Annotated in this window: 13 protein-coding genes; 5 read left to right on the plus strand and 8 right to left on the minus strand. The window is 74.3% G+C overall.

Annotation, left to right across the window (positions count from 1 at the left end):
- Window positions 1–343: 343 nt before the first annotated feature.
- Complete coding sequence (locus tag QI554_RS09955) at window positions 344–1324, plus strand: DUF3050 domain-containing protein (RefSeq protein WP_281468215.1); 981 nt, start codon at window positions 344–346, stop codon at window positions 1322–1324.
- Between the two features lie 161 nt (window positions 1325–1485).
- Here the strand turns inward: QI554_RS09955 and QI554_RS09960 are convergent, their stop codons facing one another.
- Together QI554_RS09960 and QI554_RS09965 are read right to left on the minus strand one after the other, a co-directional pair.
- Window positions 1486–1686 carry a hypothetical protein gene (locus QI554_RS09960; protein WP_281468216.1) on the minus strand — a complete coding sequence of 67 codons (201 nt, stop codon included), beginning with the start codon at window positions 1684–1686 and terminating at the stop codon, window positions 1486–1488.
- A 198-nt stretch (window positions 1687–1884) separates the two neighbouring features.
- Window positions 1885–2799, minus strand: a complete 915-nt coding sequence (locus QI554_RS09965) for a LysR family transcriptional regulator (protein WP_281468219.1) — start codon at window positions 2797–2799, stop codon at window positions 1885–1887.
- Between the two features lie 71 nt (window positions 2800–2870).
- Here QI554_RS09965 and QI554_RS09970 point away from each other — a divergent pair, with 71 nt between their 5' ends.
- Window positions 2871–3821, plus strand: coding sequence for a dihydrodipicolinate synthase family protein (locus QI554_RS09970; protein ID WP_281468221.1), 951 nt, complete (start codon window positions 2871–2873; stop codon window positions 3819–3821).
- 13 nt (window positions 3822–3834) lie between these two features.
- Here QI554_RS09970 and QI554_RS09975 read toward each other — a convergent pair whose 3' ends face one another.
- Window positions 3835–4422: an SgcJ/EcaC family oxidoreductase gene (locus tag QI554_RS09975; protein WP_281468223.1), complete on the minus strand. Its 588-nt coding sequence runs from the start codon at window positions 4420–4422 to the stop codon at window positions 3835–3837.
- 187 nt (window positions 4423–4609) lie between these two features.
- On the opposite strand from QI554_RS09975, the gene QI554_RS09980 reads away from it, so the two are divergent.
- Window positions 4610–5848 (plus strand): sensor histidine kinase, encoded by a 1239-nt coding sequence (locus tag QI554_RS09980; protein WP_281468225.1) that lies wholly within the window; start codon window positions 4610–4612, stop codon window positions 5846–5848.
- A 27-nt stretch (window positions 5849–5875) separates the two neighbouring features.
- On the opposite strand, the gene QI554_RS09985 is transcribed toward QI554_RS09980, so the two are convergent.
- The 4 genes from QI554_RS09985 to QI554_RS10000 form a co-directional block, all read right to left on the minus strand.
- Window positions 5876–6496, minus strand: coding sequence for a TetR/AcrR family transcriptional regulator (locus QI554_RS09985; protein ID WP_281468227.1), 621 nt, complete (start codon window positions 6494–6496; stop codon window positions 5876–5878).
- 20 nt (window positions 6497–6516) lie between these two features.
- Window positions 6517–7185, minus strand: a complete 669-nt coding sequence (locus tag QI554_RS09990) for a DUF4166 domain-containing protein (protein ID WP_281468709.1) — start codon at window positions 7183–7185, stop codon at window positions 6517–6519.
- A gap of 65 nt (window positions 7186–7250) precedes the next feature.
- Window positions 7251–7961 (minus strand): hypothetical protein, encoded by a 711-nt coding sequence (locus tag QI554_RS09995; protein ID WP_281468229.1) that lies wholly within the window; start codon window positions 7959–7961, stop codon window positions 7251–7253.
- Window positions 7962–8069: 108 nt separating this feature from the next.
- Entirely contained in the window at window positions 8070–8954 is an 885-nt protein-coding gene (locus QI554_RS10000) for a pirin family protein (RefSeq protein WP_281468231.1), read from the minus strand.
- Window positions 8955–9112: 158 nt separating this feature from the next.
- Between QI554_RS10000 and QI554_RS10005 the strand changes: the two genes are divergently transcribed.
- Together QI554_RS10005 and QI554_RS10010 are read left to right on the plus strand one after the other, a co-directional pair.
- On the plus strand, window positions 9113–10729 hold the full coding sequence (locus QI554_RS10005; RefSeq protein ID WP_281468233.1) for an alpha/beta hydrolase: 1617 nt from the start codon (window positions 9113–9115) through the stop codon (window positions 10727–10729).
- A 304-nt stretch (window positions 10730–11033) separates the two neighbouring features.
- The gene (locus tag QI554_RS10010; RefSeq protein WP_281468235.1) at window positions 11034–14324 is read left to right on the plus strand and encodes a DUF4132 domain-containing protein; all 3291 of its coding nucleotides are present in this window, start codon (window positions 11034–11036) and stop codon (window positions 14322–14324) included.
- Between the two features lie 2 nt (window positions 14325–14326).
- Here QI554_RS10010 and QI554_RS10015 read toward each other — a convergent pair whose 3' ends face one another.
- The gene (locus QI554_RS10015; protein ID WP_281468237.1) at window positions 14327–14983 is read right to left on the minus strand and encodes an NAD(P)-dependent oxidoreductase; all 657 of its coding nucleotides are present in this window, start codon (window positions 14981–14983) and stop codon (window positions 14327–14329) included.
- Window positions 14984–15052: the final 69 nt, after the last annotated feature.

Here is a 15052-nt window from a genome sequence, read left to right on the forward strand (position 1 = left end):
CCCGCGTACGCCTGCGGCTGCCCGGGGTGGCCCTGCTGGTCGGCCTGCGGCGCGTACACGATCTGCTGCATCTCCTCCCGCCAGGTGCGGTGCAGGGTGATGCGGCTCGGCGCGCCGATGCGCAGGCGCGTACGCCCGGCACACCGGCGTTCGGCGGGATGGTCCCAGAAACCCCGGTCGGAATAGGCGGCTTTCGCCGATTCCGACCGCGCTTTGTGACGCGACGCATACCGTGTGGAGCCGCCGCGGGCCCGGACGTCGTCGGGCTTTCCCGTCCGGCCCGCGGCCCGGCCCTGCCATCCCACAGGGCCGGTCGTGCCCGCCGACCCAGTGAGGGACCGTCGTGGACGTCATACACAGCAGCACCGCACCGACGGGCATGCCCGGCATGCTCACCGAGCACGAGGCCTTCCCCGGGGTCCGCGCACCCGCCCACCCGTCACCCCCCGCCGTCCGAGAACGCTCCGCGCCCACCGATCCGCTGCCCTCGCCGACCGCCGAGCTGATGTCGGCCTCGCGCACCACGCGCCTGCTCGGCGAGACCGCCCCGGCGCGGCAGCGGGTGCTCCGGCACCCGCTCTACCGGCTCCTCGCGCACCCCGACGACCTGCGGGTGTTCATGGAGCACCACGTGTTCGCCGTCTGGGACTTCATGTCCCTGCTCAAGGTGCTGCAACGGGAGCTCACCTGCGTCACCGTGCCCTGGGTCCCGCAGGGCACGCCCGAGGCACGGCGGCTCGTCAACGAGATCGTGCTCACCGAGGAAAGCGACGAGACCAGCGTCGGGCCGCGCAGCCACTTCGAGCTCTACCTCGAGGCCATGGCGGCGGCGGGGGCGGACACCGGGCCCGCGTGCTGCTTCCTCGACCTGCTGGCCGACGGCGTGGCGGTCCCTGAGGCCGTCCACCTGTGCGGGGCGCCTCCGGCGGCTGCGGCGTTCGTCGAGCACACGTGGCGGATCGTGCAGCACGCCCCGGTGCACTGCGTCGCGGCGGCGTTCGCGCTCGGGCGGGAGGAGCTCGTCCCGCGGATGTTCGAACACGTCCTGGACGGCCGCGAGGCCGACGAACGCACCGCCGGACTCGACACGGACGAGACCGACTTCGCGCTCTTCCGCGAGTACCTCGAACGCCACATCGAGGTCGACGGCGACGAACACGGACCGATGGCCCTGCGGCTGCTCGAGAACCTGTGCGGCTTCCAGCCCCGCCGCTGGCGCGAGTGCGCGGGCACCGTGACCGTCGCCCTCCGCGCCCGTGCGGCCCTCTGGGACGACGTCGCCGAAGCCGTACGGTCCCGCCGAGGAGCACCGGCCCGTACCTGAGCCCTTGGCGTACGGCTCGCGAGTCGGATGGGGGAGGCGGTTGGTCGTGCAGGCCGCCTCCCCGGGGCCCGACGAGCCGGCACGCGCGAACGGCCGCGGGAAGGTCGCTGCGACGGTGCCGTCACTGAGTCGCCCGACCCGCGGCCGCTCCGCGCGACCTGTCAGCCGCCGCCCTTGCCGCTGAGATAGATCGCCAGCCAGATGGCTCCGCCGATCAGGTGCGTCCCGAAGAAGAACACGAACATCCAGCGGAGGATCCCGCGTTCGATGTCCTTCTGCGACTCACCCCGCCGCACCGGAGGCGCAGGCCGGGGCACCGCCTGCGGATCGGCGGCGGACGGACGGCGCACGTCGGAGGTCACGGCGGAGCTTTCGGTGGAGGTTCGGACAGCGCCCCGCACGAGCGGGACGGCCCAGCCATTCTCGCAGCCACCGCCGCGGCAGCGGCGTGCGCGCGGCGCCGCCGGCCCCCAGCGGGCCCGGCGCGAGCGTTCAGCGGCCCCTGTCCAGGCTGATGCGTGGCGTGCGGTCAGGGCGGTCGCCACCCTCGTCGTCTGCGGTCAGCGGCGTCCGTCCGCCGGGGCCAGGGCCTCCGGGGCCGCGGCCTTCACCGCGTCGGTGAAGGCGCGGATCGCCGGGTGGCCGCCTGCGCCGGTGCGATATGCGACCTCGGTCTCGCGGGAGAGGGGCAGGCGGGTCAGGGTGACCGTGCCTGCATGGCGGTCGGCGGCGTCGCGGACGGCCAGTTCCGGGACGAGGGCCACGCCCTGGCCTACCGCGACCAGTTCGAGGACTGCCGCGAAGTCGTCGATGTGGTGGCGGGCGTCCGGGGTGTAGCCCGCGGCTTCGCAGGCCCGCACGGTCATCGTGTGGCACAGCGTGCCGGGGGTGGCCAGGATCCACGCCGTGTCGCGGCAGGCGGCGAGGCCGTCGGCGTGGGTGTCGGCGGGGGCCGCGAGGTAGAGCGGTTCGGTGAACAGGGCGCGTGTCTGTACGCCCGGGACGCGGATGCGCGGCGCGAAGTCGTAGCGGTGCAGCAGCGCGACCTCGAGGTCGCCCGCCCGCAGCCGGTCGGCGGCGGCCGCCGGGTCGAGTTCGTCGACGCGCGGCTGGAGGGCCGGGAACTCGCGGGCCAGGCGGGCCAGCGCCCCCGGCAGCAGCGAGCGTGCGGCGGACGGGAACGCGCCGATCCGCAGCGGTCCGGCCGGTCCGCCGCGGGCCGCGGCCAGTTCGGCCGCGGCCTGTTCGAGGCGTTCGAGCACCGCTTCGGCGTGTTCGACGAGCGCGACGGCGGCCGGGGTCAGCGTGACGCTGCGTCCGGTGCGTTCCAGCAGCGGCACGCCCGCTTCGCGTTCCAGTGCGGACAGTTGCTGGGACACCGCCGACGGGGTGAACGCGAGGGCGTCGGCGACGGCCGCGATCGTGCCGCGGCGGGCGAGTTCGCGCAGCAGGCGCAGGCGACGGACGTCGAGCATCAGCCCAGCTTATGTCCAGAACCGGAAAAGCGAACTGGACCTACTGCTCGGAAGCGGGTCAGGCTGAAGCCATGACGCAAACGCCTACGGCCGCAGCGCCGCTCAGGGGCATCTTCGTCCCGCTCGTCACCCCCTTCACCGAGGACGGTTCGCACATCGAGGCCGCCGCACTCGAGCAGCTCGCCCACCAGGTGCTCCGCGACGGAGCCGCGGGCCTCGTCGCGCTCGGCACCACCGCCGAGGCCGCGGCGCTGTCGCCCGACGAGCGCCGCGAGGTCGTCGCGGTGTGCGCCCGGGTGTGCCGGGAGCACGGCGCGCGCCTGATCGTGGGCGCGGGTACGAACGACACGGCCGGCACCGCGGCGGCGCTGTCCGCGCTCGGCGGCGGGCCCGGGCCGCTGCCGGACGCGGCGCTCGTGGCGGTCCCGCCGTTCGTACGCCCCTCGGAGGACGGCGTGGTGGCGCACTTCGCGCACGCGGCCGAGCACAGCCCGGTGCCGCTCGTCGTGTACCACGTGCCGTACCGGACGGGCCGCGCGCTGAGCGTCGAGACGCTGCGCAGGCTGGCCGAGATCCCCGGCGTCGTCGGGATCAAGCACGCGGTGGGGGCGGTGGACGCCGACACGGTCGACCTGCTGGGCGAGCCGCCGGAGGGCTTCGCGGTGCTGGCGGGTGACGACGTCTTCGCGGGCGCGCTGTTCGCCCTCGGCGCGGCGGGCGGCATCCTCGCCTCCGCGCACGTGGCGACGAGCTCGTTCGTCGACCTGCACGCCGCGTGGGGCGCGGGCGACGTGGCGCGGGCCCGCGGCCTCGGCGCAGACCTGGCACGGCTGTCGGCGGCCTTGTTCGCCGAGCCGAACCCGACCGTGGTCAAGGGCGTTCTGCACGCGCTGGGACACATCCCGAGCCCGGCCGTCCGCCTGCCGCTGCTGCGCGCCGGAGCCCGGTCGGTCGAGGTGGCGCTCGACGCGCTGGAGCGGGTGGACACGCGCGAGACGGAACGGCCGGGATTCGCGGCCTAGCCTCGTCTGACCGTCAGCCGCCCGGCGGCGGGAGCAGGCCCTGGACCCGGGTGTTCTGGAACGACACGAGCACCCAGCACCCGCCGCGTCGGACGGCGACGAACGTCTGGATCGAACGGCTGTCCGGACGGCACTCCGCCTGCCCGGGATCGGCGATGCAGCCGGTCGTGATCATGACGGCCGTCCTCGGCGCCGGGAACCGCAGTGTCACCGGTATCCGCGTGAAGACCAGCCGGGTCCCGTGCGTGTAATGGTCGAAGTAGTACTGGAAGTTGCGCGCCATCTCCGGCAGGCCGCGCAGGTGCGTGCCGTCGAACGTGACGAACTCGGCGTCCTCGGCGAAGGTCGCGGCGAAGGCCGCGCCGTCTCCCCGGTTCCACGCGTCGGCCTGCGCCTGCAGGAGCCTGGTGAGCTGGGGGAGTGCCGAGCCGGTGGCGTCCGTGGCGGCGCCGGACGGGGTGTGGTGGCCGCCGGCCGGGGCCGCGGCGGCGTTCGCGGTGAAGGCGAACACCGCGGCCGCCGCCAGTGCGAGGGACCGGCGCAGACCGTGCCGCCGAGCGCGCGCAGGCCGCCGATTCGATGCGTTCGGGTGCGTCGTCATGGTGCGTCCTCCTTGGCGGACAGGCGGGTTCGACCCGGGACGGGCCGGTTCCGCTCCGGTTCCAGCGTCGCCGCGCCGCGTCCGGGGGAGCCATCTGCCGTTCGGCGGAGATACGGGCGCTCCGCGGTGGCGGTCTCTGCCGTTCGGCGGATCCCGGAGCGCGGGCCTCCGGAGTACGTTGGCCGGTATGTCCGTTGGAGGACGGGAGAGGGCGCAGGCCCAGCTGCCCCGGGTCGCGGCCGCGGGGATCGCGGTGTCGGCGCTCGCGGGGGTCGTCACCGCCGGCCCCCTGGTCCCGTTGCCGGCCGTCGTCGGGTTGTCCGCGGCCGTCGTGCTCGCGACGCGGCCCGGACCCGCCCGAAGGTGGACCGCCGTCGCCGCCGGACTCGCCGCTCTGGTCTCCGTCGCGGTGACTCCGGTGCTGCTCGCCGAGGGCGGGGTGACCGTCCCGATCGCCGTGTGGGGCGTGGGCGAGGCCGGGGCCCTGCTCGCGCTCACCGTGCTGGTGGCCAGGTATGTGGCGTCGCTGCGGCAGGCGGCGGCCGCCGTCGCGGCGCTCTGCGCGGCCGAGGCCGGGCTGATGGTGCGGGTCGTGTGGCCCGAGGCGCTGCTCAACATGGTCTTCATCGCGGCGTACTGGTCACTGGGCGCGGGCATCGCGGTCGTGGTGGGCCTGTGCCTTCGGTCGACGGACGCGGCGCGGGCCCGTTCCGTCGCGGCGGCGCGCCGTATCCAGCGGCTGGAACTCGCGCGGGACCTGCACGACTTCGTCGCCCACGACGTCACGGGCATGGTGGTGCAGGCGCAGGCCGCCGCGCATGTGCTGGCCGGACAGCCCGAGGTGGGCGCGGCGCTCAAGCGCATCGAGGAGGCCGGCCAGCGGGCCCTGGCCTCGATGGACCGCACGGTGCACATGCTCCGGGACACGGGCGGCGAACGGGCGGACGACCCGGTCGCGTTCCGTGTGCCGACGTTGGCCGACCTCCCCGTGCTGGTCGCCCGTTTCGCCGACGCCGGCCCCGCGCGCCCGGTGCTGCGCGTCGACCACGCGGCGGCGGCCGCGGCGACGCGTGAGACGGCCACGACCGCGTACCGGGTGGTGACCGAGGCCCTGACGAACATCCGGCGGCACGCCCCCGCGGCCACGCGCGTCGAGATCGGCGTCGGCGGTGACCCGCCCGCGGCCGACGACGGGGGCGCCGGCCCGCGTCTGGTGGTGACGGTGACCAACGACCGTGCCCCCGCGGGCCGTGCGGACGCCGTGCCCGCGCGGCAGGCCGTCGGCGTGCGCCGGAACGGCGGCCTCGGCCTGGTGGGTCTGGCGGAACGCGTTGAGGCCCTCGGCGGCACGCTGACCGCGGGCCCCGCCGCTGCGGGCACCTGGCAGGTCACCGCCCTCTTCCCGATGTCCCCGCCGCGCGTTTGAAGACGCGGCCCCGCAAGGCGGCCGAGGCTACCTGCCCGCCTTCTTCAGCCGGCTGCGCACCGCCCGCTGCGTGAGCGGGCCCAGGTCCTCCAGCAGCGCGACCAGCGTGCCGAGTTGGTCGAGGGCGTCGAAGGCGCGTGCGGTGCCCTCGCCGTCGACGCCGCCGTACAGTTCGAGGCCGATGAACGTGGCGGCGACCGCGCGGGCGAGGCCGCCCGTGTCGACGACGCCGGCCAGCGGCGTGTCGGCGAGCACGCGCGCGAGGACGCCCTCGATCTCCTCGACCCACAGCCCGAGCCCTGCGGCGGTCGCGGGCGCGAGCGAGGGGTCGGTCCGGGCGCCGGCGAGCAGGTGTGCGAGGACGGCCATGTCGGCCTGCTCGTCGGCGTGCAACGCGCGGCTGAGATCCAGGAGTTCACGCATCGAGCCGACCTGCGTGAAGCGCGCCCGGTACTGCGCGACGTGCTGCTCGGCGCCGTGCCGGCACGCCTCCGACAGCAGCTGGTCGAGGGTGCCGAAGTGGTAGAAGATCAGCGCCTGGTTGACGCCCGCGGTCGTGGCGATGCTGCGGGCCGACGTGCCGCTGATGCCGTACGTGCGCAGCGTGTCGAGGGCGCCTTGGATCAGCTTGGCCCGCGTGTTGCTCATCGTGGTCCGGTCTCCGTGGGTCAGCAGCGGGCTTCTTCCCGCACCGGCCTAACGCTAGCGGGGACGCTGTGCGCGGTCAGGTCCGCGTAGGCGGCGGTGAAGGCGCCGTCGTATCCGAACAGGGGACCGAGCACCGGGTTGGTCACGCGCACGCTGATGTGGAAGCGCCCCGTCGCGTCGTCGAACCGCTCGCGCACCACCGCGTCTCCGACGACGGCGCGCGGCAGCCGGGTGTCGAGGGCGCGTTCGCGGAACCGGTAGCCGCCGGAGCGGATGACCAGCCCGCCCGTGCGGTCGGCGGCGAAGGCCAGGTCGACGGCGAGGTGCTGGTGGGTGCCGAGGTAGTCGACGACGCAGTCGCGCCGTTCGCTGTAGACCATCGTCGCGTCGAACCGCCGGCGGCGACGCGGCAGGTCGAAGGTACGGACGAACGTGACCGTCTCGCGGCCGTACGAGTCGAGGTAGGGGTAGTTCTCGATCGTGAACGGCACGTCCTCGCCGGTCTCGGCGAGCAGGATGTGCCGCCGGTCGCCGACCGCCAGGAAGGGCCGCAGCAGCGGCCGGGACAGCCGGGTCCCGTTCCAGATCCGCCGCATGGTGCCGGTGCCGACGCAGGCCTCGCCCGCGTCGAGCCCGACGCCGAAGCGGCGGCGCAGTTCCGGGTGCAGGCGGCCGAAGTCGCGTCCCATCGCCCGGGCGAACATCGAGACGGGGCGCGGCGCGCGGCGGATCGGCGGGGCTGCTTGCGTGGAGGTCACGGGGTCTCCAGTCGTTCGAGGGTCTCGGGCGCGGTGGCGGCGTGTCGGTCGGGTGGACGGCGAAGACAGCGCCTGGCGGCGGGAGTTCCGGGCAGCGGCGGCACCAGCAGGCACGTGGTGGCGACCCACACCGTCGCCAACAAGGACCCGGTGAGCCGCGCCGCGAGCACGGTCACCGCGGTACGCGCGGCGGCCTCGGCGAGCGCGCGGGCGAGCAGGCGGCGTGGGGACGCGCCGGTCTCCAGCCACAGCCGCAGCCGGTCGAACGACCACGCGGTGGCCCAGCCGAGCAGCGGCCGGGCGATCCGGTCCGCCGCGCGGCCGAGGCCGGGCGTGTAGTCGTAGCCGGTGAGGAACCGCAGACCTGCGGCCGTGGGGACATAGCGCCAGTAGCCGCTGCCGGCGCGCATCGGCGAGAGCGGGTGCGGGCTGGCGAAGCGCAGCGCCGAGGTGCCGGTGCCGTCCGGTCGGCGGCGTTCGCCGACGGTCGTGCCGTGTCCGGCGATCGTCAGGCCGGGCAGGACGCGGGTGGCGTAGCGGAACCGGGTGCCTGCGGCGGGGGAGTCCGGGCACGCGGCGTGGCCGGGCTCCGGCGTGATGCGCGTGAACCGAAGGTCCCAGCGCGCGTGCTGCGCCGGGTCCTGCGTGTGGTGCCACACCGACGCGGGGTCGGCGCGGATCAGCGTTTCGACGTACAGAGGGCGCATGGACGGGCTCCGGACGCGTCGCGGCACGGGTTTGAGCGGTCGCTCAAAACACACCGTAGCGAGTTTTGAGCGACCGCTCAAGCGTGCGGGCCGGCCTGCGGCGGCGGGTCAGCCCTCCGGGATCTCCCCGAAGACGCCCGACTGCACGTCGGCGACGGCCTGCTCGATCTCGCGGCGGGTGTTCATCACGAACGGGCCGTACGCGGCGACCGGTTCGCGCACCGGGCGGCCGGTCCACAGGACGAACCGCAGGCCGTCCGGGTCGTCCGCCGCGATCCGGAGCGTGCCCGGGGCGGCGTCCTCGTCGACGCCGCGCGTCGGCGCCGGCTCCAGGTGGACCACCTGCCCGGCCTTCGCCGGGGTCGCGTCCGGGCCGAAGCGGCCCGCGCCCGACAGCACGTACACGAAGCCGTTCTGGTCGGCGGGGACGTCCTGGTCGTACGTGGCGCCCGCGGCCAGCGTGCCGTCCAGCATCGTCACGGGCACGACGTTGAAGGCCGGGCCGACCGCGTCGCCGGAGCGGCCGGAGAACACCCGTACCTCGACGCCGTCCTCGCGGTGCACGGGCATCGCGTCGGCGCGCAGGTCCTGGTAGCGCGGCTCGTCCATCTTGTGCGCGGCGGGCAGGTTGACCCACAGCTGCAGCAGGTGCACGGGCTCGCCGCGGTACGCCTTCTCGGCGTGGAACAGGCCGCGGCCCGCCGTCATCCACTGCACGTCGCCGGGGCCGAGCACGCCGTGTCCGCCGCGGTTGTCGCGGTGCTCGGCGTGGCCTTCGAGGACGAGCGTGACGGTCTCCTGGCCGCGGTGCGGGTGCCAGTCGAAGCCGACGGCGCTGAACCAGTCCTCGGCGAGCAGCAGGAACGGGTCGTGCCGGCCCCACTTGCCGGGCTCGAGCACCAGCGCCTTGTCGTCGACCTGCGCGTCCGCGCCCAGCATGCGCCGGTCGAGGACGGCGGCGACGCCGCGGGCGGTGGGGTTCCGGACGGTCATCGCGTCCGCCTCCGTCTCGTGTCGAATTCTTGTTGAACGTTCAACTTAACCTAGCGCACGGCCGCGGTATTCCGCGACAACCCGCCGCGAACCGGGTCGAGCGCTGAACAGTTGGACGCTGTGTACGGGACCTTTCGGACGCCTGGTACTCCTTAGTCGTGAATCCGAGACACGCCCTCCTCGGCCGGGCCCTCCCCGCGGTCGCCGCCGCGGTCGCGCTCCTCGCCGGCTGCAGCTCCTCCGACTCCACCGACCACGCCGCAGCGACCGGCACGCCGGCCGCCCCGAGCGCCCCCGCGGCGCCGTCCGGGCCGTCCGGGCCGTCCGGGTCGGCCACGGCGAGGCCGACCGGCGCCGACGACCCGGCCCTCAAGGACTTCTACGCGCAGAAGCTCGACTGGCAGCCCTGCCAGCCGGGCCCCGGCAGCGCGCCAGGCCTCCAGTGCGCCAAGCTCAAGGTGCCGCTCGACTACGCCGCGCCCGCCGCCAAGAGCATCACGCTCGCCGTCTACCGCCACCCCGCCAACGGTGCCGCCGCCGACCGCATCGGCTCCCTCGCGGTCAACCCCGGCGGACCCGGCGACGGCGTCAGCGGCCTCGTCGGCCACTTCGCCGCCAACGCCAAGAAGAAGGCCGTCGCCGACCGCTACGACATCGTCGGCTTCGACCCGCGCGGCACCGGCGGCAGCTCCCGGGTCACCTGCGCGGGCGGACCCGTCGTCGACCGCCTGATGTCGATCGACCCGACGCCCGACACCCCCGCCTCCCTCGACGCGGCCACCGCCGTCCTCAAGGAGTTCGGCCAGGCCTGCGCCACCAACACCGGCACCGACCTGCTCAAGCACATAGGCACCACGGAAGCCGTCAACGACCTGGACGTCTTCCGCGCCGCGCTCGGCGACGACAAGCTCAACTACGCCGGCATGTCCTACGGCACCTACCTCGGCGCCCTCTACGCCGAGCGCTTCCCGGGCCGCGTCGGCCGCGTGATCCTCGACGGCCTGCTCGACCCGGCCCTCGACCGCTTCGCGCTGGCCAGGGAACAGGCCAAGGGCTTCGAGGACGCCTTCCGCGCCTTCGCCGCCGACTGCGTCACGCGCGGCCGCGAATGCCCCTTCACCGGCGGCCCCGACGAGGCCTCCCGCGCGGTACGCGCGCAGTTCGACAAGCTCAGCGCCAACCCGCTCCCGGCGCGCGGCCGCTCGCTCGACGAGGGCATGGCGTCGACGGCCGTGTCCGGGTACCTGTACAGCCCCTCGGCCTGGCCGCTGCTGCGGCAGATGCTCACGGCGCTGTTCCAGGGCAACGGCGCGCCGACGGTCCAGGCGTTCGACAACTTCGCCGGCCGCTCGGCCGACGGCAGCTTCAAGGACTCCATCCAGCCCGCGTACTTCGAGATCAACTGCGCGGACGGCCGCTCGCTGACCGCCCAGGAAGCCGACAAGCTCGCCCGTGAGGTCGCCGCCACGATGCCGGTCCTCGGCCCGTCCACGGTGTGGAGCTTCGCCGCGGACTGCCCCGCGACGGGCACCGACCGCGCCCGCCCGATCGACGGCGCGAACATCCCCGGCGTCCTGCTGATCAGCACCCTGCGCGACCCCGCCACCCCGCACGTGGCCGCCGCGCGCATGCGCAAGGAACTGCCCAAGGCCGGACTGATCAGCTACGACGGCGACGGCCACGTCGCGTTCTTCCGCGCGAACGCCTGCGTGGACGCCGCGACCGACGCCTACCTGCTCAACGGGACCCTGGTCCAGGGCGAAACGAAGTGCTGAACGCCTGACCGGCGGGGACGAGGGCCGCCGACGAGGCTCGGACGCGAGGACGTGACCGGACGAGACGTCGGCGAGTCGGCCGATCAGACCGCGTCGTGCCATGCGTGCGCGCTGGGCCTGGCAGCCCTCCCCGGCAAGGCGCGGGGTTCGGGAGGACCGCCGGCCCCGGCCGCGTGCCACGCGGCGCGACTCCGAGAGATCTACCGGGCGCGCCCTCGCCTCCACGTGGCAACCCGCTTGTCGGGCCTTCCCGTTACCGTGTCGCCCCGGCCGACGGGGCCGGACAAGGGGAGGAGCGGAAATCGTGCGGGTGGTCACGGCGGCGGAGGCGGCCGAGCGGAGTGACGGGCGGCGGGACGAGGACGTGCTGGTCGTCCCGGAAACGTGGCGAAAGCTCGTCCACCCGCGACGGGGACGGGTGTTCGTGACACCCGAGCCGCCGGCGCCCAACGCGCTGCGCTCGCTGCGCCGCCAGGTCGAGACGGCGGTCGAAGGCCTGGCAAGCGTCCACCCGCGCGTGGAACCGGACGCGGTCGAGGCCGCCCGCCGCTACGCCGCCGGCGAGCCCGACCCGGTCGGCGCGGCGGCGTGGCTCACGCTCGGCGTCAGCAGCCACACCAGGCCCGAGACGATCGTTGACGCGTGGGTCGAGGAGCACGGCCTGCCGTTCGCGGCGGCCGCGGGGGTCGAGGCGGGAGCGTTCCGGGACCACGGCGTCTGGCACAGCACGCTCGACGGCATCACCCGCCGGCTGCGCGAACTCCTGGCCGACTGCGAGGAGTCCACATACCGGGCCGCCGCCGACACGGTGGCCGAACACCGCGAGGGCACCCTCCGCCGGGTCGTCGCGAGCTACGTCATGCCGGACATGGCCGAGTGGGCCACCGAATGCGTGGCGCTCGACGGCGCGGCGCTCCGCGACGCCGGCGAGCTCCGCTACCTGCTCATACTGGCCGCGACGCGACCCGAACAACTCGCGTGGCTGCGCGGGAGCGACCTCGGCGAGTACTTCGACGACCAGTGGCGCACGGACGTCCTCACCACGCTGGTGGTCAACGTCGGACCCGGCTGGGAGTGGCTGATCGAGGACGCGCTGGAGGGACGCCCGTTCGAGGCGTCCGGGTATCTGCTCCTCCTCGAGATGCTGTCGCACATCCCCTCGGACAAGGCGTTCCGCCTGCTGGGCGGCCGCATCGGCTACAGCCGCGCCCGCCCGCTCATCCTCGCCGCGGCGAACCGGTACCCCGCGCGCGCGATGACGTGGACCGCGTCCGCGCTCGAACGCAACGGAGACAACGAAGAAGACGCCTCGCTCCGCCGCCGGTTCCTCGTGGCACACGCGGCCGCCCACCCGGGCATCGCCGCCGAACTGCGCGACCGACTCCCGGCGGTCGCCCAGGAGCTGCTTGTCCCGCATCTCGCCGACGCCCCCGCCGACGCGCTGCCCGGACTGCTGGCGACGCCGCCGTGGGCGGTCAAGCGCAAGCGGTCCGGCCCGGCCGCCGTACCGGGCCTCACGCCCGCTCCCATCCGCCGCGTGGTCTGGCAGGACGGCGAACGCGAGCCGGCTCTCAAGGTCGTGTTCTGGAGCAAGGTCCCCGCGAACGAGAGCAACCTCGCCGCATTGCGGGCCGGCCGGTTGAAGCACTACGAGGCCGTCGCCCTCTTCGTCCAGAACCCCGACGCGGACCTGGCGGACGACCTGCGCACGTGGCGCTCGGACGACCACTGGCCCGCCCTCCGCGACTACGCCGCGCTGCTGGCGACCTGGGAGGAACCCGCGATCGACGCGGTGCTGGCCCTCGTCGCCCGCACCGGCATGCACAACGCCGAACTCGTCATGCCCGTCGTCGACATCACCAGCGCCCGGCTGGTGGCCGGCTGGCTGCACCGCCGCCGTGACGCCCGCGACGTGGCGTTGCGCTGGCTCGGCCGGCACGCCGAGGACGCCCTGAGACTGCTGATACCTGACGCCTTCGGCAGGAATCTGCCGTTGCGCCGCGCGGCCGAAGCCGTCGTGCTTGCGGTCGCGGCCGCCGACAGCATGGGCGGTGCCGAGGCCGTCCGCCGGGCGGCCGCCGAGTTCGGCCCGGCCGCGGCGGCGGGCATCGAGGCGCTCCTCACCGCGGACCCGCTGTACGACACGCTTCCGTCCCGCCTCCCCGCACTGCCCGCATGGGCCGACCCCGCCGGGCTTCCCCAACTCGTCCTGCGCTCGGGAGCGGGCGCGGTCCCGGACGCCGAGGTCCGCCACCTGCTGACGATGCTCGCGATGTGCAAGCCCGACGCGCCCTACGCGGGCGTGGCGCGCGTGAAGGCCGAGCTGACCCCCGACAGCGCCGCCGAGTTCGCGTGGGCGTTGTTCGAGGCGTGGCGGATGGCCGGCATGCCCGCCAAGGAGGTGTGGGCGTTCTCCGCGCTCGGTTGGCTGGGCGACGACCGGACGGCGGCGCGGCTCGCGCCGATCGTCCGCGAGTGGCCGTACGAAGGACTCCACCGGCGGGCCGCCGACGGCCTCGACGTCATCGCCGCGATCGGAACCAGCGGTGCCCTGCGCGAACTCCAGGCGATCGCCCTGCGCGCCAAGGCGCGGGCGCTCAGGACCCACGCGCAGGGCGCGCTCGCGAAGGTTGCCGACACACTCGGACTCAACGCCGACGAGTTCGCCGAACGCCTCGTCCAGGACTTCGGATTGGCGGACCCGACAGCGCTCGTCTTCGACTACGGCGCACGCCGCTTCACGGCCGGATTCGCCGACGACCTGACGCTGTACGTCGTCGACGAGCACGGCAAGCACAAGAAGGCACTCCCCGCACCCGGCGTCCGCGACGACGAGACCCGCGCGGCGGCCGAGCGCAAGCGGTTCACCGCCCTTAAGAAGGCCGTCCGCACCGCGGTCTCGGACGCGCTGCCCCGCCTGGAGCACGCGATGATCCACGAACGGACGTGGAGCGCAGCGGACTTCCGCGAGCTGTACGTCGACCACCCGCTGCTCGGCCGCCTCGGCCGCCGCCTCGTCTGGTCGGCGGACGTCGACGGCGTCGCCACAGCGTTCCGGATCGCCGAGGACCGCACGTTCGCCGACGCCGCCGACACGGCTTTCAACCTCCCCGACCACGCCGTCGTCAGCATCCCGCACCCGGTCGCCCTCACGGACGACGAACTCGCCTCATGGCGTGAGGTGTTCGAGGACTACGAGATCAGCCAGCCGGTGGCCCAGCTCGGGCGACCGGTCGGACGGCTCGCACCGGAGGACCACGCCGCCAACCGGGTGGCGCGTTTCGAGGGCGTCGAGCTGCACGCCGCGAAGCTGCTCGGTCTGGAACGCCGGGGCTGGCAGCGGGAGGCGCCCGGGCAGGGCGGGAGGCAGTTCGCCAGCGCGTTGGACGTCGGCGACGGCTGGTCGGTCGAAGTCTGGTACGAGCCGGGGATCTACGCCGGTTCGCCGCTCATGCGCCCCGACCAGAAGATCGACGGGGTGGTACTGCGCGACACCGGCCCGACCGGTGCGAGGGAGCGCACCTTCGGTGACCTGCGCCCGGCGCTGCGCAGTGAAATCGCCGTGGCACTGGACGAGTTGACCTCCGCGGACTGAGGTCAGGCGACCGCGACCAGCACCCGGTGGTGCTTGGGGTTGTCGATCTCGTCGACAAGCACGACCGCCAAATCGGCGTACGAGAACGTCTCGGCGTCGGGCAGCAGCGCCGTGCCGCCGATCCGGTACGTGCCGGTGCGCTCCGCCTCTGCGTCCAGGAACACCGGCGGCGGGGCGACCACCAGCCAGTCCAGGTCGGGCCCGGACTCTCCGCGCAGGATCTCGAGTTCGGCGAGGTGACCGAGCGAGAACGCACGCACCTCGGCGGGCGTGTCGGGCGCGTCGTGCAACGGCACACCGGGCGCGGTCTCCAACACGGTGCCGATGCCAACGGCCACGAGGCGCGCCACGCCCGCACGCCGCAGCCCGTCGATCAGGGCGCGGGTTGCGGCGGGGTAGAAGTCCGTAGACGGGACGTCGAGCCGGGCGGCCGCGTTCACCGCGGCGTCGTGCCCGGCGGCGACGGCCGCGACCGACTCGGCGTCCGTCACATCACCCTGGACGAGGGTGACGCGCTCACCCGCGAGCTCGGCGTGCGAAGCAGGGTCACGCACGACGGCGGTCACGTGATGCCCGCGCGCGACCGCCTCGGCGACCGTCCGCCGTCCGGCCTTGCCGCCGGCGCCGAAGACGACGGTCCTGGTGTTGTTTTCGCTCATGACATGGCTCCGCTCCGTACCGAGCGGCGGGGCTTTTCCCCGCCGCTGCCTGCAACGGTATGGATCGGA

This window comes from Yinghuangia seranimata, assembly GCF_029953285.1.
Lineage (GTDB): Bacteria > Actinomycetota > Actinomycetes > Streptomycetales > Streptomycetaceae > Yinghuangia > Yinghuangia seranimata.

Bases quoted from the DNA above. Each gene is read 5' to 3' on its own strand.
- QI554_RS09975 (WP_281468223.1), bottom strand. From the start codon at position 4,422: ATGACGACGCACCCGAACGCATCGAATCGGCGGCCTGCGCGCGCTCGG.
- QI554_RS10000 (WP_281468231.1), bottom strand. From the start codon at position 8,954: ATGACCGTCCGGAACCCCACCGCCCGCGGCGTCGCCGCCGTCCTCGAC.
- QI554_RS09985 (WP_281468227.1), bottom strand. From the start codon at position 6,496: ATGAGCAACACGCGGGCCAAGCTGATCCAAGGCGCCCTCGACACGCTG.
- QI554_RS09990 (WP_281468709.1), bottom strand. From the start codon at position 7,185: ATGGGACGCGACTTCGGCCGCCTGCACCCGGAACTGCGCCGCCGCTTC.
- QI554_RS10015 (WP_281468237.1), bottom strand. From the start codon at position 14,983: ATGAGCGAAAACAACACCAGGACCGTCGTCTTCGGCGCCGGCGGCAAG.
- QI554_RS09995 (WP_281468229.1), bottom strand. From the start codon at position 7,961: ATGCGCCCTCTGTACGTCGAAACGCTGATCCGCGCCGACCCCGCGTCG.
- QI554_RS09980 (WP_281468225.1), top strand. From the start codon at position 4,610: ATGTCCGTTGGAGGACGGGAGAGGGCGCAGGCCCAGCTGCCCCGGGTC.
- QI554_RS09970 (WP_281468221.1), top strand. From the start codon at position 2,871: ATGACGCAAACGCCTACGGCCGCAGCGCCGCTCAGGGGCATCTTCGTC.
- QI554_RS09965 (WP_281468219.1), bottom strand. From the start codon at position 2,799: ATGCTCGACGTCCGTCGCCTGCGCCTGCTGCGCGAACTCGCCCGCCGC.